The sequence below is a fragment of the Acinetobacter sp. ANC 4973 genome (assembly GCF_002135275.1).
Taxonomy (GTDB): domain Bacteria; phylum Pseudomonadota; class Gammaproteobacteria; order Pseudomonadales; family Moraxellaceae; genus Acinetobacter; species Acinetobacter kyonggiensis.
This window is the reverse complement of sequence record NZ_NEGM01000007.1, coordinates 1-23,448: the sequence shown is the minus strand read 5'-3', so window position 1 is coordinate 23,448 and position 23,448 is coordinate 1. Positions and strand designations below refer to the sequence as shown.

16 protein-coding genes are annotated in these 23,448 nt (G+C 40.1%); 9 read left to right on the top strand and 7 right to left on the bottom strand.

The window, feature by feature from the left end:
- The 3 genes from B9T30_RS10300 (at position 1) to B9T30_RS10290 (ending at position 2,666) form a co-directional block, all read left to right on the top strand.
- Entirely contained in the window at positions 1–1,722 is a 1,722-nt protein-coding gene (locus B9T30_RS10300) for a PepSY-associated TM helix domain-containing protein (RefSeq protein WP_086184901.1), read from the top strand.
- Positions 1,719–2,057 carry a DUF3325 domain-containing protein gene (locus B9T30_RS10295; RefSeq protein ID WP_086184900.1) on the top strand — a complete coding sequence of 113 codons (339 nt, stop codon included), beginning with the start codon at positions 1,719–1,721 and terminating at the stop codon, positions 2,055–2,057. The genes B9T30_RS10300 and B9T30_RS10295 overlap by 4 nt, the downstream gene beginning before the upstream one ends.
- 99 nt (positions 2,058–2,156) lie before the next feature.
- Positions 2,157–2,666 carry a tetratricopeptide repeat protein gene (locus B9T30_RS10290; protein ID WP_086184899.1) on the top strand — a complete coding sequence of 170 codons (510 nt, stop codon included), beginning with the start codon at positions 2,157–2,159 and terminating at the stop codon, positions 2,664–2,666.
- Positions 2,667–2,714: 48 nt separating this feature from the next.
- On the opposite strand, the gene B9T30_RS10285 is transcribed toward B9T30_RS10290, so the two are convergent.
- Positions 2,715–3,647 (bottom strand): DUF4424 family protein, encoded by a 933-nt coding sequence (locus B9T30_RS10285; protein ID WP_086184898.1) that lies wholly within the window; start codon positions 3,645–3,647, stop codon positions 2,715–2,717.
- Positions 3,648–3,686: 39 nt separating this feature from the next.
- Positions 3,687–4,202: a peptidase C39 gene (locus B9T30_RS10280; RefSeq protein ID WP_086184897.1), complete on the bottom strand. Its 516-nt coding sequence runs from the start codon at positions 4,200–4,202 to the stop codon at positions 3,687–3,689.
- Between the two features lie 261 nt (positions 4,203–4,463).
- Between B9T30_RS10280 and ahcY the strand changes: the two genes are divergently transcribed.
- The 6 genes from ahcY to B9T30_RS10250 all read left to right on the top strand — a co-directional run bounded on the left by ahcY (position 4,464) and on the right by B9T30_RS10250 (position 14,425).
- Entirely contained in the window at positions 4,464–5,846 is a 1,383-nt protein-coding gene (gene ahcY / locus B9T30_RS10275) for an adenosylhomocysteinase (RefSeq protein WP_086184896.1), read from the top strand.
- A gap of 188 nt (positions 5,847–6,034) precedes the next feature.
- Positions 6,035–6,871 (top strand): methylenetetrahydrofolate reductase [NAD(P)H], encoded by an 837-nt coding sequence (metF, locus tag B9T30_RS10270; RefSeq protein WP_086184895.1) that lies wholly within the window; start codon positions 6,035–6,037, stop codon positions 6,869–6,871.
- A gap of 35 nt (positions 6,872–6,906) precedes the next feature.
- Positions 6,907–7,623, top strand: coding sequence for a 16S rRNA (uracil(1498)-N(3))-methyltransferase (locus B9T30_RS10265; protein ID WP_086184894.1), 717 nt, complete (start codon positions 6,907–6,909; stop codon positions 7,621–7,623).
- A 171-nt stretch (positions 7,624–7,794) separates the two neighbouring features.
- Complete coding sequence (locus tag B9T30_RS10260; protein WP_086184893.1) at positions 7,795–10,662, top strand: EAL domain-containing protein; 2,868 nt, start codon at positions 7,795–7,797, stop codon at positions 10,660–10,662.
- 165 nt (positions 10,663–10,827) lie between these two features.
- Positions 10,828–13,101 carry an NADP-dependent malic enzyme gene (locus B9T30_RS10255; protein WP_086184892.1) on the top strand — a complete coding sequence of 758 codons (2,274 nt, stop codon included), beginning with the start codon at positions 10,828–10,830 and terminating at the stop codon, positions 13,099–13,101.
- Positions 13,102–13,189: 88 nt separating this feature from the next.
- Positions 13,190–14,425: a multifunctional CCA addition/repair protein gene (locus tag B9T30_RS10250; protein WP_086184891.1), complete on the top strand. Its 1,236-nt coding sequence runs from the start codon at positions 13,190–13,192 to the stop codon at positions 14,423–14,425.
- A gap of 520 nt (positions 14,426–14,945) precedes the next feature.
- On the opposite strand, the gene epmA is transcribed toward B9T30_RS10250, so the two are convergent.
- From epmA to B9T30_RS10225, 5 genes are all read right to left on the bottom strand, one after another.
- On the bottom strand, positions 14,946–15,917 hold the full coding sequence (gene epmA, locus B9T30_RS10245; protein ID WP_171264158.1) for an EF-P lysine aminoacylase EpmA: 972 nt from the start codon (positions 15,915–15,917) through the stop codon (positions 14,946–14,948).
- Positions 15,918–15,949: 32 nt separating this feature from the next.
- Complete coding sequence (locus tag B9T30_RS10240) at positions 15,950–17,017, bottom strand: 4-phosphoerythronate dehydrogenase (RefSeq protein WP_086184890.1); 1,068 nt, start codon at positions 17,015–17,017, stop codon at positions 15,950–15,952.
- A 421-nt stretch (positions 17,018–17,438) separates the two neighbouring features.
- Complete coding sequence (locus B9T30_RS10235; protein WP_086184889.1) at positions 17,439–17,777, bottom strand: hypothetical protein; 339 nt, start codon at positions 17,775–17,777, stop codon at positions 17,439–17,441.
- A 102-nt stretch (positions 17,778–17,879) separates the two neighbouring features.
- Entirely contained in the window at positions 17,880–18,671 is a 792-nt protein-coding gene (gene tpgA / locus B9T30_RS10230; protein ID WP_086184888.1) for a trimeric autotransporter adhesin/peptidogylcan-associated protein TpgA, read from the bottom strand.
- A 67-nt stretch (positions 18,672–18,738) separates the two neighbouring features.
- Positions 18,739–23,448, bottom strand: a 4,710-nt coding sequence (locus B9T30_RS10225; protein ID WP_086184887.1) for a YadA-like family protein, incomplete at its 5' end; no start/stop codon positions are given.

Genomic DNA, 23,448 nt, shown 5'->3' with positions numbered 1-23,448 from the left:
ATGCGCGTAGATGCAAAACAGGAAGGGCCTCGCCAGTCCATGTCATGGTTACATACTTGGGCAAGTTTAATTCTTGGTTGGTTGTTGTATGCAATATTCTTGACCGGTACTTTAAGCTTTTTCCAAAATGAAATCACGGTTTGGATGAAACCTGAATTACACCAATCTGTACCTCAGAGCAGTCAAATTCAACAAACGCAAGTGGCGCTCAATTATTTACAAAAAAACCATCCGAATGCTGGCAGTTGGAATATTCAACTGCCGAATGCACGGCAAAATACAACCCTACTTAATATTCGTAAAATTGGTGAAGATCCTCGCGCACGGCGTGGCGGTGAACGAATCACCTTAGATAGCGCAACAGGTGAAGTACTTGAAGCACGCGATACTCGTGGTGGTAGTTTTCTCTATCGTTTCCATTTTGAATTGTATGGCTTACCACGATTATGGACACGTTGGCTGGTTGGAATTGCAACCCTACTTATGCTGGTTGCCATTATTAGCGGTGTGATTACCCATAAAAAAATCTTTAAAGACTTCTTTACCTTCCGTGCAGGCAAAGGACAACGCTCTTGGTTAGATGCACACAATGCCACTGCTGTACTTGCGCTACCCTTTCATATCATGATTACTTTTAGTGGCTTATTACTGCTGCTATTTACACTCATGCCTTGGGGAATTAACCAAATTTATGAAGACCGAGGACAATTCCTACAAGAACAAAGTCGTGCACTGGTCGAAAATAAAGAAAATAAAAACGAACGTGCTGAGGGACGTAATACTAATCGTCAAAACAATTCGCAAGCTCGTGGCGGAAATACGGAACAACACGGTGAAGGTCGTGAAAAACGGCAACAGCGTCAAAAACCTGAAGCTCAACCCGCACCTTTAGCAAACATCGCTCCTATTTTGGCGACTGCACAACAAAAGTGGAAAGGCAATCCTGTAGGTTCAATCACGATCATTGCGCCAAATACCAATCAAGGCAAAATTGAATTACGTGCCTTATTGGGGGAAAGTGTTGCTCATCGCAATGTTTATGACAGCTTAGAATTTAATGCTGTGACAGGTCAAAACATCACAGATGACAGTTCACGTCTAAAAAACCCATCTGTACCGATGGCTATTTATAATGTCGTGACCGTACTCCATGAAGCCCGTGGTGTCGACTTAGCCCTACGTTGGTTATTGTTCTGTTCAGGAATCGTTGGCACATTGATGGTGGCAACAGGTCTAATATTATGGTGTGTAAAACGTGCCCCTCAGCAACAAAAACAAGGTTATAAATCCTTTGGTTATCGTGTAGTCGAAGTCACCAATATTACAGCGATTATTGGTTTACCGATTGCCTGTGCTGCATATTTTTATGCCAACCGTTTTATTCCTGCTGAAATGGACATGCGTTCAGACTGGGAAATTCGTAGCTTCTTTATCATCTGGCTACTCAGTTTAATTTATGCTGCGATTCGTCCACACCGTCAAGCATGGTTAGAATTACTTATTTTTGCAACAGTTGCATTTGCCCTGTTACCTGTTATTAACTTTATGACAGGTGGTCAAGCCTTATGGAACAGTATTGCCAATGAGCAATGGATGATCGCTTCATTTGATTTAGCCATGTGGCTACTTGCAATCTTGTTCTTCTATTCTTATCAGAAAGTGAAAAATCACAAAGGTCTCCCCGTTAAAAAAGCCAAAGTTACTCAGGAGCCTGAAGCATGATTTTTTTCATCCTGATTTGGTCAATCTGTACTGTGGCATTCTTTGCTTTAGCAAGTTGTATGTCAAAACATCAAAAGCAAATTTTTGGTCGTGAATTAACAGCATCAAAAACTAAACTTGCAACGCTTGTAGGCTGGGTATTATTAATCATTGCACTGGTGATCTGTATCACTCATGGCAACTTAAGCAATATGATCAGTTATTGGATTGGCGCACTAACCTTCTCTGCTTTATTTGTCGGTTTATGTTTAAGCTATTTTGCACATAAAGCAAAACAATGGGTGATGGCGTGTATTTTGATTGCCATTTTAAGTTGCATAACCTATCTCATCTAAGCGTTCAAAATTAAATAACAGCTTGAAAAAGCCAATCTATGGATTGGTTTTTTTACGCCGACCATTTACGCTATACACATTATGTCCTTTGGATTTGTTATGTCTGACCTCCCTATTTCTACCGAACTGTTTAATCGTGCCATGGCAGGTAATCGTGATGCACAATTTGAACTTGCTGAAATTTATATGCAAAGTGAAAATGAAGACCATGTTGCACTGGCTGAAGAATGGGCGCTTAAAGCCGCACAATTAGGTCATGTTGAAGCCATGTACTGGTTAGGTGAAGGCTATACTTTCTATGCAAAAGATATGTTAGAAGAAGATCCTGAAGAGGCAAAAACCTATTTTGAACATGCATACCGCTGGTTAGAACAAGCCAGTAAACATAAATACCCTACTGCAATTTTAGAGCTATCAAATTTTTACCGTCGTGGTGATGTGGTTGAAAAGGATGTGGCGAAATCGGTTGAATTGGTCAAACAAGCAGCCGAACTGGGTGAAGTTCAAGCGATGCGTGATTTAGTCTGTATCTATGAGCATGGTTTAGGTGTAGAGATTGATGAAGAAAAAGCAGATTATTGGAATGAGAAAGTCAAAGCTGCTGAATAAATTTAACCAAGAAGCCTATCGAATGATCGGCTTCTTGGTCTGCACGGATTAAAATTTTCGAACAAAAATAATCTCTAAATCCTGCTTTGGCAGAAAATTCTTTTCAAGCATTTGAAAGCGTGTTGGGCTCATTTTAGTCACCTTTCCAGCCCAGCAAAAAGAGACCAACTCATCTGTATCACGTTCAACTGTGAGCTTAAAGTGCTCAATCGGTTTAGCCCAATTGGCACCCGTTTTTAAAATATAGCCCAAAGCTGAATAAGGTGCATGCTGTGACTTGGCTTTCTTTAAACCCGCTTTAAAATTACCATCCATGCAATACGATTTTTCATCTTCTGCTGGATATAAGGACACTGAACCACCGACCAATGGTGCATATTGGTGCTGTACACGCGTCAATGAGCTGGCTTTAAAGCTTTGCTGCCAACTGTAAATCACTTGAGAAGACCACACTATTGCTTCACTTTGACTCTTTGGCAAAAGATTTTTTAACTGTACATTAGGACAACGTCTTAATTTATTTTCAAACAATTCATATTCATAGATTTTTCTATTCCACGGATTCAGCATTTCAGTTTGCGTAAAACCACATTGCTTAAATAGCTCGGTTGCATCGATTGGCTTTGAGTGCTCATTTTTTTGAATAAATGTTCTCACATGCATTTCTGGCTGAATATTTTTGCCATTCACCTGCACTTTAAAGCTGTTTAGCAATTTTTCCGTATCCGCAAAATCTGATTCAAAGAAATTCTCTATCGGCGGAAGCGGAAAAAGTACCGTCTCAGAAATGTCTTTATGGGTTAAATTTTTAAATTGATAATCAACTTTAATCTGATTTTTACTAATGAATAAGTCTTCACTGTACATTTGAATATTATTATTTTTCAGATACTGCACACCACCCGTAGAGACGTAGCCAGTACTGTCATTGGCACTAATTTGCATTGAAATAAATGCCAATATTCCGATAATCTTTTTCATTTTTAACTTCTTCTTTAATCTTTATTTTTCTGAAAATATTCAAGAATTTGAATTATCAATCACGATTACTTGTCGGCAGATGCCCTCTGCTTGACGCTGTTGTTCAAAAACAGATGCAGACATTGGTTCAAAAGAATCAAAGAAGCAGATTTCCTGCTCATCTATCGAATAAACCAGTGAGTGGTTTCCGACCTCTTCTAAAGTATCGTAATACACAATGACAAATTTATTTTGCTCAAATGCCTGTTGAATTTGCTGGTAATTGATGGCAGGTAAAACAGGAAGTTTTAGTTGTTCTGCTTCTGCATAGCTCAGTTTTTCTTGTTCTTGAAGGTCGGGGTCTTCATCGGTATAAAATTGAACATTGAAACCAAATTTTTTTAATCCCACCGCTAAGCCAATGGTTGCCGTACCATGTTCTGCTTCGTAGCCACATACATCTATAAGTTGCTCAATATCAGCATCTATAGCTAAATGTTGCAGCATCATCCATACAGCATAAATACCGCCATTTGCTTCAAGGTTCATTAAGGATTCAGGGATATTCAAAGCCATAATACAATTCAAAAAAGATGATTGTGTTGATAATAAGCAAAACGACATTGGAACTACAACAATTTCCAAGTACAATATGCAACTCGTCGAGGGGTGCTGCGACTTTTTCACAGGCTGATTTTCAAAAACAGTAATGTGAAATCGCTAGGCTCGACAATTCGGTCAAAGCTTCTGTAAAACACTGGTTTTGATTAACAACGGCATCCGCGAACATAACGATCCAATCTATTTTTATTGTTATTTAATAACTAGGAGATCCTGATGAACGCGGTTACTGCTTCATTTACAGATTATAAAGTTGCTGATATTTCACTTGCTGATTACGGCCGTAAAGAAATCAAACTTGCTGAAGCTGAAATGCCAGCATTGATGGGTTTACGTCGTCGTTATGCTGCTGCAAAACCACTTGCTGGCGCAAAAATCCTCGGCTGTATCCACATGACCATTCAAACTGCGGTTCTCATTGAAACCCTAGTTGAATTGGGCGCAGAAGTTCGTTGGACATCTTGCAACATCTTCTCGACTCAAGACCATGCTGCTGCTGCAATTGCTGCATCTGGCGTTCCTGTATTTGCTTGGAAAGGCGAAACAGAAGAAGAATACATGTGGTGCCTTGAACAACAAATTAATGTGAACGGCAAACCTTGGGATGCCAACATGATTTTAGATGATGGCGGTGACTTAACTGCTGTTGTTCATGACAAATATCCTGAATTGATTGCTAAAATCCACGGCATTACTGAAGAAACCACAACAGGTGTTCAACGTCTTTTAGAAATGTGGAAAGACGGTTCTTTAAAAGTTCCTGCAATCAACGTCAATGATTCAGTCACTAAATCTAAAAATGACAACAAATACGGTTGCCGTCACTCATTGAATGATGCCATCAAACGCGGTACTGACATGTTAATGTCTGGTCGTCGTGCATTAGTCATCGGTTACGGTGATGTAGGTAAAGGTTCTGCGCAATCACTTCGTCAAGAAGGCATGATTGTACGTGTTACTGAAGTTGATCCAATCTGTGCAATGCAAGCATGTATGGATGGCTATGAAGTTGTTTCTCCATATAAAAATGGCGTTCAAACGGGTAAGAAAGAAGATGTAAATGCTGATCTTCTTCAAAATACTGATTTGATCGTAACAACTACGGGTAACTACCACGTGTGCGATGCTGCAATGCTTGATACTTTAAAAGCAGGTGCTGTGGTTTGTAACATCGGTCACTTTGACACTGAAATCGACACCAACTATTTACGTGGCTACAAGTGGGTTGAAGTTAAACCTCAAGTACACCAAGTGTATCGTACAGAAAACGATAACGATTACTTAATCCTTCTTTCAGAAGGTCGTTTGGTCAACCTTGGTAATGCAACAGGTCACCCATCACGTATCATGGATGGTTCTTTTGCCAATCAAGTATTAGGTCAAATGCACTTATTCGCTGAAAAATTTGCGGATCTTGCGGAAGATCAAAAACAAGCTGCAATTCGTGTAGAACTGCTTCCTAAGAAATTAGATGAAGAAGTTGCTGCGGCAATGGTTGCTGGTTTTGGTGGCGTATTGACTCAGTTAACTCAAGTACAAGCAGACTACTTGCGTGTTCCTGTTGAAGGCCCATTCAAATCTGACTCTTATAAATACTAAGTTCTTAATACCTCTCCCTAGCCCTCACTTGCGCTGAACTTTAAAGCAATGCTTAAAGCACGCTCAGGAGAGGGAATTTTGATTGCAAAATGAATAGGGAGTTCCTTCTCTTGCGCCATATATGGCTCAGGGAGAAGGTTAGGATGAGGGTTAAAATTTTAAATATTTATAAAAAAAGGATTTGAAAAATGAGCAAACGTATTCCAGTTTCGTTTGAATTTTTTCCGACTAAAACTGATGTGGGTGCAGAAAAACTTCGTGTAGTTCATCAAGAATTACAACTGCTGAATCCTGAGTTCTTTTCAGTAACTTATGGTGCAGGTGGTTCAACACGTGAACGTACACTCGCTGCCATCAACGATTTTAATGGTAAAGGCACACCCGTTGCCCCTCACCTGTCTTGTATTGGTGATGACAAAGCACGTATTGCCGAATTGCTCGATTTGTATAAATCACAAGGCATTGACCGTATCGTTGCACTGCGTGGCGACTTACCTTCAGGTCAAGTGGGTCTAGGTGAATTACCTTACGCCTCTGATTTAGTGGCATTCATTCGTGAACATTCTGGTGATCACTTCCATATTGAAGTCGCAGCCTACCCTGAAATGCATCCACAAGCCGAAAGCTTTGATCAAGATATTCAAAACTTTATCACTAAAGCTCGTGCAGGCGCCAATTCAGCATTGACTCAATTCTTCTTTAATCCAGATGCGTATTTCTACTTTGTCGATCGCTTACAAAAAGAAGGCGTTGATCTTCCTGTAGCGCCTGGCATTATGCCGATTACCAATGCCAGCAATCTAATTCGCTTTGCAGATGGTACGGGTGCTGAAATCCCACGTTGGATTCGTAAACAATTAGCCACTTATGGTGATGATAGCGCAAGCATTAAAGCCTTTGGTCATGAAGTCGTGGTGAAACTCTGTGAACGCCTAATTGCAGGCGGTGCACCAAGTCTACACTTCTACACCATGAACCAGACTGAGCCTAATCGTCAACTTGTGCTTGACTTAGGTTTAGCATAATTTTTCTTTTCACCGATTTTTGAGAGTAATACCACATGCCGCGTTTTTTTATTGAAGCTGATTTAGCTGTTGATACGCATGTTGAATTAACGGAAACCGTTTTTCACCACTGGGTGAAAGTATTACGTGCAAAAGTCGGTGAAAGTGCCACTTTGTTTAATGGACAAGGTGGCGAATATGAAGTGACACTTGTTGATATTTCAAAAAAAGCAGCAAGTGTTTCTGTCGACACATTTAACCCTGATGATCGCACGCCTGCTTTTAGCACCTTGCTCGGACAAGTGATGAGCAAAGGTGACCGTATGGATTATGCGATTCAAAAAGCAGTTGAATTGGGTGTTTCACAAATTCAACTTTTAACGTCTGAACGCTGTGAAATGCGTTTAAAATATGATCGTGACCAGAAAAAAATCGACCACTGGCAAGGTATTGCCATTGCAGCATGTGAACAATGTGGCATGAATCGCGTTCCAGAAATTTTAGCACCGCTTGCATTGGCCGACTGGCTTGAAACTGAATTACCCACCACCAAACTGGTACTTGCGCCAAATAAAGACCAAATCAATGTACTTGAAAATGCAACGCCAAATATTGCACTGCTGATTGGCCCCGAAGGGGGTTTAAGTGAAAGTGAAATTGAATTATCAAATAAAGTAGGATTCATCAATTGGTGTATTGGCAATCGCGTCTTACGGACGGAAACTGCGCCAATTGTTGCTTTATCTATTTTAAATTATAACCTAACTGTTTAGTTCACCTTATTCTAGGTAAATAGTCGCAATTCGATTGATTTTTTTAAATAACATTATTACTCTTGATTCTAATGATAAATATAGATTTAAAAAAAGTTTTGCTTTTTTTTAAACGCTAGTAAATTTTGATGGGTTAATTTATCGCAAAACAAAAATAAGGTTTTTGCTTTTATGTCAAATATTCAGGACGAATATATCAATAAGCATGTGAGTGCTGCACAAATTACCAACACGATTCGTCTTAGCCGATTTTTTCTCGTCAGTATTGTGATTGTATCCCTGTATATTTATTGTATTTATCAATTTTATTTTGCCAAACCATCTTTCTATTTAAACCTTTGGTTTATCAGTACGGCACTGTTTTGTTGCTTAAGCTTACTGATTACCAGTATCTATTTTAAGCCCCGTAATTTCTCATTAAAGCATGCACATCGTTGGCTTCAATTTCAATTTTTGGCGACAGGAAGCTGGATCGGGGTGGGTATTGCTCTCATTTATTACTATCTTCCGCAGTATAACCATGATTTCAACCCAGTTCATGGCTTGATGTTATCGGCTTTACTGCTGATTGTGAGCCAAGCATTTGCGTTAACGTTTTTAACCCAACGGCTCAATTATTTTTGCTTAGCCTTTATTCCGGCAATTTTACCTTATCTTGCTTCACAATTTATTGCTGCTGACACCTCGAATTATTTATTCCATTTAACAATCAATTTTGCCCTGATTGTCATTTTACTTTGTGCAAATACCAGTTCGCGTATTCATCAACGTATTTCAGCGCTGTATTGCAAAAATAACCGCTTGGTTAAAAATGCAGAGCAACAAGTCCTATGGACAGATGAGTTATGTCAGCAATTAAAAACCGAAATTAACAAATCAAAAGAGATTGAACTGCAATTACAATTAAACAATCAGCTGCTTGAACAAAAAGTCAAAGAACGTACTTTCGATCTCGCTAAAATGAACACCGATTTAGAAAATCAGCAACAAAATCTGGTGTTGGCACATGAAATTGCAGGACTTCGACCTTGGGATTGGAATATTAAAGATCGGGAAATTTTAATCACCAATTCCAAACAACAAAAGACATTAAAAGCTTTAAAACAGCATCAGCACCAGCTACAAAATATTATTCATTCCGATGATGTCGAACATTTCAAATTTTCGATGAAACAACATTTACGTGGTCGATCAAATCTGTATGAAGCCACGTATCGAATTCAAAATAGTCTTGGAAAATGGAAATGGGTTCACGATATTGGCAGAGTCATTAGCCGTGATCCGATCAATCAAAAAGCTTTACGTATGGTCGGTATTCGTCGTGATATTCAGCAAGAGCGCACCGATCAAGAACGTTTAAAACTTGCAGCCAGCGTACTAAAACAAGCTTCAGAAGGTATTTTTATACTTGATGAACAACTGTGTTACATCGACGTCAATCCATTCTATGAAAAATTGACCAATTTTTCACAAGAAAAAATCATTGGCAAACATTTATTTGATATTACTGCAAACCATAAATCCCAACAAAGAAATGATCACTATTTAATCATCAATCAACTACTTAAAACAGGTGAATATGATGGGGAAATAAATGAAAAGTTTCTCTCGGGTAAAGAACTCACCGTTTGGATGCACATTAATGCCATCACCGATGAGCAAAATCGTGTAACACACTATATTGGTATTGTTTCTGATTTAACTGAACGCAAACTACAAGAACAGCGTCTCTCCTATTTAGAAAATTACGACCCTCTCACCGACCTACCGAATCGTTTTTATTATAATTATCAATTGCACCAATATTTGGTGAGCCAAAAGGACTCTATTCAACAGCTTGCTGTGATCCGTCTCAATATTGATCGTTTTAGACCTTTGAATGAATTCTTATCCAATAGTGGTGGCGATGAATTATTACGCCAAGTTGCTCAAAGACTGCGACTCACCAACGCAGAAGCCTTATTTGTGGCTCATTTAAATGGTGATGACTTTGCAATTGTCTATGAAATTTCACATATTCGACCATCGATTCAACAACACTGTGAAAGGATCAGTCAAGCATTTTCACTCCCCTTCACTATTTTTGATCAAGAGCATATTATCACCCTCTCTATGGGCATTGCTTTCTACCCTGAAAATGGTCGCCAACTTGATTATCTGAATAATTGTGCCGAACAAGGATTAACCGAAGCTAAAAACTTAGGTGGCAATACCATTCGTTACTATTCAAACAAAAATACAGCCTTGCTTGAACAAGGTATTTATTTAGAACGCGATTTAAGACTTGCGATTAATAACAATGAATTGATTGTTTACTATCAACCCAAAATTAATTTTAGCGACCAAAATATTTATGGTTTTGAAGCCCTTGTCCGTTGGAACCATCCAACCAAAGGGATTATTCCACCCAATTCGTTCATTCCTTTAGCAGAACGAACCAGTTTAATCTCAGATATTGGTCGAATTGTTATACAACAAACCGCTAAACAAATTCGACACTGGAATGATTTAGGCTTTAATAATATCTGTGTATCGGTCAATGTGGTTGCCCAACAATTACAACGGGGGCAGTTGCTTGAAGACCTTGATTATGCCATTCAAACTTACCAAATATCAGGGTCAAGTCTAGAGCTTGAAATTACCGAATCATCGCTGCTTGAGAACTCAATTACGGTTAAGAATCTACTCGATGAAATCAAAGAACGTAAAATCAACATCTCCCTCGACGATTTTGGAACTGGCTACTCATCATTATCCTATCTTGCTGATTTTCCAATTGATATATTAAAAATAGATCGAAGCTTTATCTCTAAAATTGGCGAAAATAAACAAGAGGCTATTGTCAGTGCCATGATTGCCATGGGCAAAGCTATGGGCATGATGGTGGTTGCTGAAGGTATTGAAACCCAGCAACAACTTCAGTACTTACAAGATCTCAAATGTGACATTGCGCAAGGCTTCTTGTTTTCAAAGCCTTTACCCGAAAGTGAAGCCACAATCTTCTTAGAGCAACACAGGCTCATACCTTCTCAAGTGTAGACTTATACCTGCTTAATATAAGTCTACCGACCTAAGTATAAGTTTACTGGAAAAAGGTATATTCGCGACTGTGCTAAGGTCGTAACAAATGTTATATTCGACTAAAGTAAGCAAAAAACCACCACCCGCTCGGGCTGGACAACTCAAGCAACAATAGAGATACAGATGGACGATCAATCATTAAAACAGCAAGCTTTGTACTACCACGAACACCCAACACCAGGGAAAATCAGTGTTACACCAAGTAAACAGCTGGTCAACCAACATGACTTAGCGCTTGCTTATTCTCCAGGTGTCGCAGCGCCATGTTTAGAGATTGAACGCGACCCATCAACAGCAGCACTTTATACCGCACGTGGGAACTTGGTTGCTGTTATTACAAATGGTACAGCCGTTTTAGGTCTAGGCAACATTGGCCCATTAGCATCTAAACCTGTAATGGAAGGTAAAGGTGTACTATTTAAAAAATTCGCAGGTGTCGATGTATTTGACCTCGAAATTGCTGAAAACGATCCAGACAAAATTGTCGATATCGTTGCTGCATTAGAACCGACTTTTGGTGGTATTAACCTTGAAGATATCAAGGCACCAGAGTGTTTCTATATTGAGAAAAAACTGCGTGAACGCATGAATATTCCTGTGTTTCATGATGATCAGCATGGCACATCTATTATTGTCGGTTCAGCGTTACTGAATGCTTTACAACTGACTGGCAAAAAAATTGAAGAGATTAAAATTGTTGCTTCAGGTGCCGGTGCTGCTGCATTGTCATGTTTAGATTTGCTGTGTGCTTTAGGTGCGAGCAAGGAAAACATTACCGTTGCCGATTCACGTGGTTTGTTAACAACCAAACGTGACAACCTTGATGAATCTAAAAAACGCTATGTTCAAGACATTGAAGGCACTCAACTGGCAGATGTGATTGCTGGTGCAGATATGTTCCTCGGACTTTCTGCGGCAGGCATTTTAACCAAAGAAATGGTTAAAGTGATGGCAGAAAATCCAATTATTTTTGCTTTGGCAAATCCAGACCCTGAAATTCTGCCTGAACATGCACATGAAGTTCGTGATGACGTGATTATGGCAACGGGTCGTTCGGATTATCCAAACCAAGTGAATAATGCACTTTGTTTCCCTTATATCTTCCGTGGTGCTCTAGATGTTGGTGCAACCACAATTAACGAAGAAATGAAAATTGCTTGTGTACATGCCATTGCACGTATGGCACATATCGAAGCTGATGCTGCAACATATGGTGAAAAATCTGCATCATTTGGTCGTGACTACCTTATTCCACGTCCACTTGATCAACGTTTAATCCTTGAAATTGCCCCTGCTGTCGCAAAAGCAGCAATGGATTCTGGTGTGGCGACTCGCCCTATCGAAGATTTCTCTGCATATCGTCAAAAATTATCTGAGTTTGTCTATAACTCTGCATTTATGATGAAACCAATTTTTGCACAAGCAAAATCTGACCCTAAACGCATTGCTTATGCTGAAGGTGAGGACTTGCGTGTTCTTCGTGCAGTTCAAATTGCGGTAGATGAAGGTTTGGCAAAACCAATCTTGGTGGGTCGTACTGCTGTTATTGAAGCAAACATCAAAAAATTAGGTTTGCGTCTTGAACACGGTGTCAACATTGAAATTGTAGATCAAGAAAATAATCCGCATTACGAACAGTTTGCAGATGATTACTATCAAACCATGCAACGCACAGGGGTAACACCTGAGTATGCTCAACGTGAATCACGTCGTCGCTCTACCCTGATTGCTGCAATGCTGGTGAAATTTGGTCATGCAGACGGTATGCTTTGTGGTACTTATTCGAGCTATGATATTCATTTAGATTTCGTTAAAAATGTGATTGGCTTGAAAGAAGGTCGCAGCACATTCTTTACTTTAAATGCACTCATGCTCAATGATCGTAACCTGTTCATTGCTGATACCTATGTCAATACCAACCCAACGGCTGAACAACTTGCTGAAATGACCATTTTAGCAGCAGAAGAAGTTCGTCGCTTTGGTATGACACCTCGTGTTGCTCTGCTTTCACACTCCAGCTTCGGTAGTGATCAGCAAGATGCCAGTGCACAAAAAATGCGTAAAGTTTTTGAAATTTTAAGCGAAATTGCGCCTGATCTTGAAGTTGAAGGTGAAATGCATGGTGATGCAGCACTCGATGAAAACATTCGTCACTTTGCATTCCCGAACTCACGTTTCAAAGGTTCAGCAAATTTACTGATTATGCCAAATCTTGATGCGGCCAATATTTCATTCAATTTATTGAAATCTACATCAGGTAATAATGTGACCATTGGTCCTATTTTACTTGGTGCAGCAAAACCAGTTCATATTCTTACGCCAACAGCGACAACACGCCGTTTGGTGAATATGACGGCATTGACTGTTGCTGAAATTCAACAAGCGCAAGCTGAATAAAAAGGAATCTTTAGCAAAAAGCTAAGGTTCTTTACTTGAGAAAACCTCTATTCTGTAGCATGATTGCTTGAAGAATAGAGGTTTTTTCATGCGAGTTTATTTAGTAGGCGGTGCAGTACGTGATCACTTACTTGGTCACCCCTATCACGAAAAAGATTATGTCGTTGTCGGTGCTACACCCGAACAACTAATTGCGCTTGGCTATCAACCTGTAGGCAAAGATTTTCCTGTTTTCCTACACCCCAAAACAAAAGAAGAATATGCATTAGCCCGTACTGAGCGCAAATCTGGTCATGGTTATCATGGTTTTGAATTTCATACTGATGTCAGTGTTACGCTTGAAGAAGATCTCATTCGGCGTGACCTAACCATTAATGCCATGGCAATGGATGATGATGGCAATATTTATGATCCCTATAATGGTCAACAAGATTTAGCAGATCGGGTGCTCCGCCACGTATCCGATGCTTTCGTAGAAGATCCTTTACGTGTACTGCGTATTGCACGTTTTGCAGCACGTTATAAATCACTTGGATTTAGCATTGCAGCTGAAACTTTAGCATTGATGCAGCAATTGGCAGAATCGGGCGAATTAGAAGCATTAACACCTGAACGGGTTTGGAAAGAAACCTCCCGTGCCTTGATGGAAAATCATGCAGATGAGTATTTTGAAACTTTGCGTACTTGTGGTGCCCTAAAAGTCCTCTTTCCTGAATTAAATGCTCTGTATGGCGTTCCACAACGTCCTGAATATCATCCAGAAATTGATTGTGGTATTCATACCATGATGTCATTACAACAAGCCTGTAAAGCCAATTACTCACTGGAAGTACGCTTTGCTGTTTTAATGCATGATTTAGGTAAGGCGCTTACTCCAGTCGATGAGTTACCCCGTCATATCATGCATGAAGAACGAGGCATAACACCTGTCACCGAAGTTTGTGAGCGACTTAAAGTACCAACCCATACCAAGCAGCTTGCAATTGCGGTATGTAAAGAACATTTAAAATGTCATCAAGCATTAACCCTTAAACCGGGCACTTTATGGCGCTTATTACAACGTTTAGATGTATTACGTCGTCCTGAACGTGTTGAAGCCTATGTTCAAGCTTGTGAGTGTGATTCACGGGGTCGTTTAGGTTTAGAGAACCGTGAATATCCACAAGCGCAATATGTACTCGATGCGATGGAGGTTGTTCGTGGCATTAAAGCACAAGATCTCCCCCCCGATATTCAAGGCCCCGATATTGGTGAAATGCTTATTCAACGTCGTATCAAAGCAATTGAAGCGTTAAAAGCACAGCAAACTGTTTTAATTGTCTAGATTGGAAAAAAGGCTTCTCACAAAAGATAATGCTGATCAGTTAAGGGGTTTTACAATCAACTCCTTAGCTTTTTAGCTATTCATAACGGAGTCTTATATCTTTAAATCAAACACTTGGAACTCATCTATTACTTTGGATAAGCCCAAATGAGAAGCCTCAAAATATATTTTGAGTTCGCAAGAAAGGCATCTTGCGGCGTAGTGCGCCTCACCGCAAAACTCGTCAAATACTTTTTATTGATCAATTCATCGCAGAAACTTTACTTTTTCAAAGTAGTCTGGCCTCGAACAGTTGCGGATGAAATTTCCGCGTATCGAATAACATCATGAATTTAAAATAAAAAAGCCCGTCAATTTCTTAACTGACTGGCATTACTCACAAGAGAAGCTTTTTATTTTACCCCCCTTGCCTAGCAGTTCGGTTCATCTTTAAAAAAATGAAGAACTTCCCCTCCCTTTTTTAAAGGTGAGTAGCGCTGCTACGCAAGGGAGTGATTTATAAAGTTTTTTAGCAAAATTTTCAAGAAACATGGGCAGGGAAAGTAATCACTTTTTCCAACTTCATTTGCTGCGAAGCAATCATCAATAAACGATCAATTCCTAAAGCGATGCCGGAACATTCAGTCATATTTGGCAATGCTGCTAATAAATATTCATCAATCGGCATCACATGTAAACCAAGTTTTTGACGCTCCAAATTATCTGCTTCAAAGCGAGAACGTAACACCGCGGCATCAATCAATTCATCATAGGCATTTGCCAATTCTAAGCCTTCAATATATAGCTCAAAACGTGCTGCAACATGCTCGCCATCTTCGTCGGTTCTGACTTTGGCAAGAGATGCCATTTCAGCTGGAAAATCGGTTAAAAATACCGGTGTATCAAAGCCTAAACTCGGTTCAACCATATGTGAAAATAACAAGTCGATATAACCCAAACGGTCATCACCTAAATCTAGATTTAAACCCACACGATTACAGCAATCTTTTAACTGTTTTAAACTAGCTTGTAATGGATTGAGGTTCAAACGATCCATAAAAGCATGTTTATAACTTAAAATGGTTGGACGTACTTCACCAAAACGATGTGCCAAAGTCACATTAAGTAAATCAGTAACTTCAAACATTAATTCTTTTAAGCTTAAATTTGGGCGATACCACTCCAACATGGTAAATTCACTATTGTGTTTACGACCATGTTCATCATCACGAAAGACTTTACAGATTTGGTAAATCGGGCCACTACCACTTGCCAATAAACGCTTCATGGCAAACTCAGGTGAAGTCTGTAAATAATGAGTGTGTTGCTTTCCACCAAGATGACGCTGCGCCTGAACTGACGCTAAATGTACATCGGTTACACCCGCTTGGGACAATATTGGCGTTTCTACTTCCAAGACCTCACGTTCGGCAAAAAATTGACGAATTTGGGCATACATTTTGGCGCGTGCTTTTAAAGCTTTAATATCACAGGTGGGCTGATAATCGACCATTTCAGTATTGACCATTTTAGTGTTTTCCATACTCATGCTTGAGGGCCTCCATGCGCTGCCCATTCACGACGTAATGGATAGGTTTTACGTAAATAATCAAAAGCCTGTTGATCGACTTTACCCTCTTTTAAACAAGCACGTAAATTTGAGTCATCTCGCGCAATATCATAAATTTGATTCAGATGTTGTTTCAGTGCTTGCTTTAAATCCTGATTTTGGAAATATTGTTCACATACAGGCAATTGCGTTTCAAATTGCTTATTTGCGCTAAAGTTAAAGGTTTTGCAAAAAGCATCGTAAATCATTTGCGTACCACGGGCCTTCCCTTCCAAACTATAGCCTGCAATATGCGGAGTGACCAAACCAATTAAATTGAGTAATTCTGCTGAAATTTCAGGCTCATGTTCAAATACGTCTAATACCACTGGGCGTTTAGTCGTTTGAAGATCCGTAATTAAAGCCGACTCTTCAACCACTGGCCCACGTGCTGAATTAATCAGTATCGCTTCGGGTTTCATCTGTGCCAACGCCTCGGTATTGATCAAATGAAACGTCGGATACTTCCCGATTTTGGTTAAGGGAACATGAATTGAAATAGCATCTGCCGTTTTTAATAGTTCTTCCAATTCCACTTGCTGGATCGTTTCACGATTCACAAAGGGATCACAACCAATCACTTTCCAACCCAATAACTTGGCCATAAATGCTAAACGCGAACCCACATTTCCTAAGCCAATAATCCCTAAGGTAAATTTTTCATTCTTATCGATTAAATTCGGTTGTAAATATAGCAGTGCGGTAATGACATATTCAGCAACCGCTTGAGCATTACACCCTGCCGCATTTGACCATGCAATGTGGTGTTTTTCTAAGGCTGCAATATCTAAATGATCTGTACCAATCGTGGCACTACCAACAAATTTAATTGAACTATTTTCTATCAGCTGCGTATTTACTTTCGTCACAGAACGTACCAATAAAGCTTCAGCATCCTGTACATCTGCTTGGGTTAAAGTACGCCCTGCCGCTTGTTGAATTTCTCCAAAATCTGCAAAGAAATATTCAGTAAAAGCCAGATTTTCATCTGCGACGATTTTCATAGCACATTCCAATAATATGAAGAGCGCTATAATAACGCTTAGAGACCAATCTGACTATGAGCGTGTACTGTGAAGAAAAAAGAAAGCCCAAACGATAAAAAATCGCGCTTAATAGATCTAAGTTTTGACTTGTTTGATTGAATTTTTATATTGAAGTATGTTTGGCTGAAGCACTTACCCAAGCCAGTGAATTAAAATTAAAAATTCGCATAACATTAATCATATTCAGTCAAAGTAAGAATAAAACCAATAACGTATAAAAGCTAAAAAAAGAGCACCGCATTCCTTTATCTAAAGAAGCGATTAATGTAGACAAGTGGCTGAATTTTATAATACTCAATGCCCCCATCAAGGGAAAATACTCTGTAGACATCCGTTATTTGAAAGTTTACTGAATAGAAAAAGTTGAGTAATTTTCAGCTTAGGCTTGCGCTGGTACAGCTAAGATCCAATCACTTAATTCTTCACATAATTCATCTTTTTCAATACGGTTCCCCTCATAATCTCTATAAATTTTCTTTAATTTTTCAATCGATTTTTTTTGATAAACAATGTTTATCATTCCTTCGGGAAAGTTTCGTATAAAAAAATGATGTTTATCATCATAATAAGAATTCGTATATTCAATAAACTTACTCATGATTTTAAGAATACAATACCTATCTTCACTTTCTATGATTCTATTTAAGTAATAAAAAAAATTTATATTTTTATAATCAATGCGTTCAATATTTATTAAAACTTGTGCAAACTCAGTCATTCTCTTGATCCTTAAATCGGGCAATAAGAGGGAAAAGGACAATCCTTTCCCTCTTATCAAATATCTATCTCATCACTCACGTTTATTGAGAAGAAAGAATCATTACCAACTTACATTGACGCGGCGGTTTGGTAGTAAACACTCCACCAGCGCACGAGAATATTTGCCTTCACAATATTGATATTGTTCGGTTGAGCCATTGGCATTGAGCTGAATGCGGTTAGCATCAATGCCTTGCTGCACCAGCAGCTCCACCACTGTATTTGCACGTTGCGCTGATAATTTCTGGTTATAGCCCGTATTACCAATGCGGTCAGTAAAGCCCGAAACAACAACGGCATGATTTGAACCAGAATCCTTAACTTGCTGAGCAATTACTGCCGCTGCTTGCCTACCTTGCTGTATCGCATCGGCATCATAACGATCAAATGCAAACAAAATATTTGCCGAGCTCACCGCTGATGTAATTGGTTGAACTTCAGAGGATTGCTGCCCATAATTAGCGCGCTGTACAAAATTCTCACATGCTTCGCCTTTCCAAGACAGACGCTTAGCAAGGTTTTTATTGAAATCGATGCGTAATTGACAGCGCTTGTAGTCTTGGCTATTCGGAGCGCGAATATCTAAAACATAATCCCATGTTTTAACCGCAAATAGACCTTCACTAAACTGAGGATTACCAAGCAAGTGACGAATCTGATCCTTACTTAACCCTTCTTCTAAACGGGCAGCATTGCTGTATTCATAGCGATTAACTTGCTTCAGGTAGCTTTTTTCTATCGTAGGGAAATAGACATCATCTTCCTGCTCAACTGCGACAGGTGTTGCTGCATAAACTGGCAACGCAAGACCAAAAAGCGCTGCTGAAAGTGCGATTGTAATAACTTTTTTCATATTGATTACTCTTGAATTTTTGCAGTATGGAGAAAAACTGTGTATGTTTTTCTCCACTTCTCACACCTTAGTCAATTACGCCACTAATACCGATACGCACGCTTGGATCGCCTTGTGATGCCGCTGCAACCCCACCCGTTAATGACCAACGTCCGTTATCTGCTGTTTTACGTAAAGTCACGCCCACCGCATTTTCACCGCCATGGTAAGCCGCGCCTACCGCATAGGTATATTTGCCTGCAACAAATGGTGCTGCTTCCAACGCCATAGCAGCCGCAATACCTGCATTGGCTTTTTTCTCAATACCATCAATACGTTGGTTGGTTTCAGTAAAGGCTTGTTCTAAACGATCACCGAGATTGGTAATACGATTTCCTAAGGCTTGATCTGCTTTGTTTAAAGCATCGACTGCACCACCTACATTATTGTAGTCTTTGCCATCAACCTTATACGTTGGGTTGGTAAAACTATTGGTGATGTTGTTATAACCAGCCCCACCACCTAAGAATTCAGCCACTTTATTGTTTGTTGTATTAAGTTGAGAGCCATTTACAGCATCTTTCGATGTTGCATTAATTGCACCATCTTTCACGCCTGTAACAACACGATCACCTTGAGTACCAGATACATTGAGTGTTGTACCACCTGCATCTTTACCAACAGTAATATCACCGCCTTGTGTTTGTTGCTGCACTAAACCAGACTTACCATTGTTGATATTACTAATGCTGGTTTGAATACCTTGAATATCATTGGTGTTTTGGTTCACTTGTTGTTGAACAGTCCACAATTGACCACCATTCACAGCATCTTTCGAACCTTGAACAACAGCACCGTTTTTAACATTGGTAATCGTGGTTCCATTCGAACCACCTAATGTGATTTTATCTTTAGATGCAGTGTCATATTTCACCGCATTGTTAGAAAGCTGAGTGACATCACTCGCCACACTATTAATTGCCGAATCTAATTGTCCTTTATTCACAGCATCAGTTGTATTTGTACCAGCAGCAACATTGGTAATTTGCTTATTGCCCGCATTAATACCTTGAGTTGTGACACTTGGACCACCTGCAATAATTAACCCTGTGTTATTTAATACAACAGTATTATTACCAATCGCAATACCAGCATTATTGAGAACAGTGTTACCCGCTTTAACAGAGTCGACGGTTAAATCTTTCGCAGTTGCTATTTCATAATTATCTGAACCATCAGCATTTTTGCTCTTGTTCACAACAATATTTTGACCTTTAGTCACTGTTGTTTTAGAGGTTACAGCCGTAGATTCGATGGCTTTATCTAATGCGTCTAATGCATCACCAACATTAGTTTGAGTGCTTTTCGCAACATTATAGGTAGGTCCAGTAATGGTTCCATTCGCATTGACCTTAGCATTGCCACCCAAACTATTCACAAGTGAATTCTGGGTCGTGACAACTTGATTACCAACTGCTTTCAATTGTGCAACGTTTACGGCATCAGCATCTTGAGTACCTGCTGCAACACCCGTAATCTGACGATAAATACCGTTTGCTGCATCACCAACTGCAACAGCACCAGTTGTTGACGTTGTTTTATTGATTGCGGTCTTATCTGCATTTGTTGCAGTAGACAACGCATAACCTGTAACACCTGCACCTGTTGTGGCAGCAGAACCTGTGCCTAATACAACAGAACCAGCAACCGTCTTAGTGACATTATTTCCAAGTACAAAAGTGTCATCTGTAAGCACTTGGTTATTGTTACCCACAGAATAACTGTTATTACCATTCACAATTGTTGGATCACCAATTGCACCAGAATGATTGCCTTTAACTTTGTTCCCTGTACCAATACTGATTGATTGTGTACCTAATGCTTCAGCACCATTACCAATTGCAATTGACTGTGCGCCTTGAACCTTAGCGTTATGACCTAAGGCAACTGAGCTATCTGCACCCGCAGCGACAATAGCATTGACACCTATTGCAGTAGAATTTAGACCACTTGCACTTGAATCATTGGTTGTGCCTAAATCACCTTTAGACGTGTCCGCATTGGTATGGAAGAACTTCGTACCTTCAGTATTCATCTTCTGAACAGTTTGACCAATCGTCAAACGATCCGTGGTTTCCTGTCCTTGCTTGTTATAAGTTAAGAACAATGAATCTTGATTAGTATTATCCAGTTTAGTGTTTACAACTTGATCAATAATATTGACTTTATTACCACTAGCATCGACAACTTCGGTGATGTTGCTAGAAATCACTTGCTTCAATTGTTCTTCAGTCGCAGCTCTACCTTTCGTTGCAAAATCAGCAGCTTTCAAATCTTTATTACTTAGTCCAGTAATGTCGTTATTGGCTTTGTTTAGCACAACACCGCCCACGGTTACTTTGTCGAAACTTACATCTTGCGCTGTTGCTACGGTGTAAATGCTTTGACCATCTGCTCCAACCACTGAAGTGACTTTAATATTGTCGCCTTCTTTGACTTCGGTCTTAGCCGCTTTCGCTGCATTGCTGACATTGTTAATTGCACCATCAATCGTGTTTGCACCTGTTCCACCAATGTTGTTGGTGGTGATAGCTCCAGTCACTGCATTTATAGTCGTACTACCGCCAATTGCATTTTTAATGCTGTTCGATACTGCATAAAGCTGACTGCCATTAATTGCATCGCTTGAGCTTGCATTGACTCCACCTGCTTTAACATTGGTGATTGTGGTACCTGCTACTCCTCCACCTAAAGTGATTTTGTCTTTTGTTAAGGCATTGTCGTACTTCACTGCTGCACTGTCTGTTGCTGCTTGTTGTGCTGCCAATGTGTCTAATTGACCTTTGTTCACTGCATCTTTAGTGTTGGTGCCTGCTTCGATGCCTGTGATTTTATTGGTCGTTTTGTCAATAACAACGTTGCCTACAGTGACTTTGTCCGCTGTAAGTCCTGCATTGTTAATAACCGTATTGCCTGTGGTCACACTGGTCAAGCTCAAGTCTTGGCTTAAAGCAAATGCGATGTCTTTGCCTGTCTTGGTCGCAGTGAGATTTGTATCTGCAAGGTCTGCAACACCGATATCAACAGTATCACCTGCTTTGATCGCACCCGCGTTCGTACCATTGGTTTGYAGRGTGAAACCACCTTTTAAGCTACTAATGTCTGCGGTATTGGTGGTGATTTGTGTACCGTGGTTGCTCACTGTGGTGTTCAGTGTGCTGATACTTGTGGTGTTTTGAGCAACGTTTTGGTTGGTTGCGTAGAGTTGGCGACCATTCACCGCATCTGTTGATGTTGCATTGAGTGCGCCATCTTTAACATTAGTGATCGTTGTACCTGCTGCTCCGCCACCTAAAGTGACTTTGTCTTTTGTTGCTGCATTGTCGTACTTCACTGCTGCATTATCTGTTGCAGTTTGTGCATCACTGACCATTTTTAGCTGTTCTTCAGTCGCTGCACGACCTTGTGTAGCAAAGTCTGCTGCCGATAAACTCTTATTGCTCAAACCAGTAATGTCATTATTGGCTTTATTCAGTACAACACCGCCCACGGTTACTTTGTCAGCCGTAAGTCCTGCATTGTTAATAACCGTATTGCCTGTCGTAACACTGGTCAGGTTCAAGTCTTGGCTTAAAGCAAATGCGATGTCTTTGCCGGTCTTGGTCGCAGTGAGGTTTGTATCTGCAAGGTCTGCAACACCGATATCAACTGTATCGCCTGCTTTGATTGCACCTGCATTCGCACCATTCGTTTGTAGGGTAAAGCCACCTTTTAAGGTGCTAATATCTGCGATATTGGTGGTGATTTGTGTACCGTGATTGCTCACCGTGGTGTTTAGTGCATTGATACTTGTGGTGTTTTGTGCAACGTTTTGGTTGGTTGCGTAGAGTTGGCGACCATTCACTGCATCTGTTGAGCTGGCATTTAGTGCACCATCTTTCACATTGGTGATCGTGGTACCTGCTGCTCCGCCACCTAAAGTGACTTTGTCTTTCGTTAAGGCATTGTCGTACTTCACTGCTGCACTGTCTGTTGCAGTTTGTGCATCACTCACAAGTTTCAATTGGTCTTCTGTCGCCGCTTGTCCACTGGTAATGCTTGCCGCATTCCATGTCTTGTTGCTTAAACCACCAATTTTTCCTGTGCTGCCATCAAGCGTGATCTGCGTAGTACCACTACCAACGGTTACTTTATCGAAACTTACATCTTGCGCTGTTGCTACGGTGTAAATGCTTTGACCATCTGCTCCAACCACTGAAGTGACTTTAATATTGTCGCCTTCTTTGACTTCGGTCTTAGCCGCTTTCGCTGCATTGCTGACATTGTTAATTGCACCATCAATCGTGTTTGCACCTGTTCCACCAATGTTGTTGGTGGTGATAGCTCCAGTCACTGCATTTATAGTCGTACTACCGCCAATTGCATTTTTAATGCTGTTCGATACTGCATAAAGTTGACTACCATTAATTGCATCGCTTGAGCTTGCATTGACTCCACCTGCTTTCACATTGCTGATCGTGGTACCCGCTGCTCCGCCTAAAGTCACTTTATCTTTCGTCGCGGCATTGTCGTACTTCACTGCTGCACTGTCTGTTGCCGCTTGTTGTGCCGCCAATGTATCTAATTGACCTTTGTTCACTGCATCTTTGCTGCTGGTACCTGCTTCGATGCCTGTGATTTTATTGGTCGTTTTGTCGATAACAACGTTGCCTACAGTGACTTTGTCCGCTGTAAGTCCTGCATTGTTAATAACCGTATTGCCTGTGGTCACACTGGTCAAGCTCAAGTCTTGGCTTAA

What these genes read in the sequence shown, in the direction of transcription:
- B9T30_RS10300 (WP_086184901.1), top strand. Translation starts at nt 1, where the DNA reads ATGCGCGTAGATGCAAAACAGGAAGGGCCTCGCCAGTCCATGTCATGG.
- B9T30_RS10295 (WP_086184900.1), top strand. Translation starts at nt 1,719, where the DNA reads ATGATTTTTTTCATCCTGATTTGGTCAATCTGTACTGTGGCATTCTTT.
- B9T30_RS10290 (WP_086184899.1), top strand. Translation starts at nt 2,157, where the DNA reads ATGTCTGACCTCCCTATTTCTACCGAACTGTTTAATCGTGCCATGGCA.
- B9T30_RS10285 (WP_086184898.1), bottom strand. Translation starts at nt 3,647, where the DNA reads ATGAAAAAGATTATCGGAATATTGGCATTTATTTCAATGCAAATTAGT.
- B9T30_RS10280 (WP_086184897.1), bottom strand. Translation starts at nt 4,202, where the DNA reads ATGGCTTTGAATATCCCTGAATCCTTAATGAACCTTGAAGCAAATGGC.
- ahcY (WP_086184896.1), top strand. Translation starts at nt 4,464, where the DNA reads ATGAACGCGGTTACTGCTTCATTTACAGATTATAAAGTTGCTGATATT.
- metF (WP_086184895.1), top strand. Translation starts at nt 6,035, where the DNA reads ATGAGCAAACGTATTCCAGTTTCGTTTGAATTTTTTCCGACTAAAACT.
- B9T30_RS10265 (WP_086184894.1), top strand. Translation starts at nt 6,907, where the DNA reads ATGCCGCGTTTTTTTATTGAAGCTGATTTAGCTGTTGATACGCATGTT.
- B9T30_RS10260 (WP_086184893.1), top strand. Translation starts at nt 7,795, where the DNA reads ATGTCAAATATTCAGGACGAATATATCAATAAGCATGTGAGTGCTGCA.
- B9T30_RS10255 (WP_086184892.1), top strand. Translation starts at nt 10,828, where the DNA reads ATGGACGATCAATCATTAAAACAGCAAGCTTTGTACTACCACGAACAC.
- B9T30_RS10250 (WP_086184891.1), top strand. Translation starts at nt 13,190, where the DNA reads ATGCGAGTTTATTTAGTAGGCGGTGCAGTACGTGATCACTTACTTGGT.
- epmA (WP_171264158.1), bottom strand. Translation starts at nt 15,917, where the DNA reads ATGGTCGATTATCAGCCCACCTGTGATATTAAAGCTTTAAAAGCACGC.
- B9T30_RS10240 (WP_086184890.1), bottom strand. Translation starts at nt 17,017, where the DNA reads ATGAAAATCGTCGCAGATGAAAATCTGGCTTTTACTGAATATTTCTTT.
- B9T30_RS10235 (WP_086184889.1), bottom strand. Translation starts at nt 17,777, where the DNA reads ATGACTGAGTTTGCACAAGTTTTAATAAATATTGAACGCATTGATTAT.
- tpgA (WP_086184888.1), bottom strand. Translation starts at nt 18,671, where the DNA reads ATGAAAAAAGTTATTACAATCGCACTTTCAGCAGCGCTTTTTGGTCTT.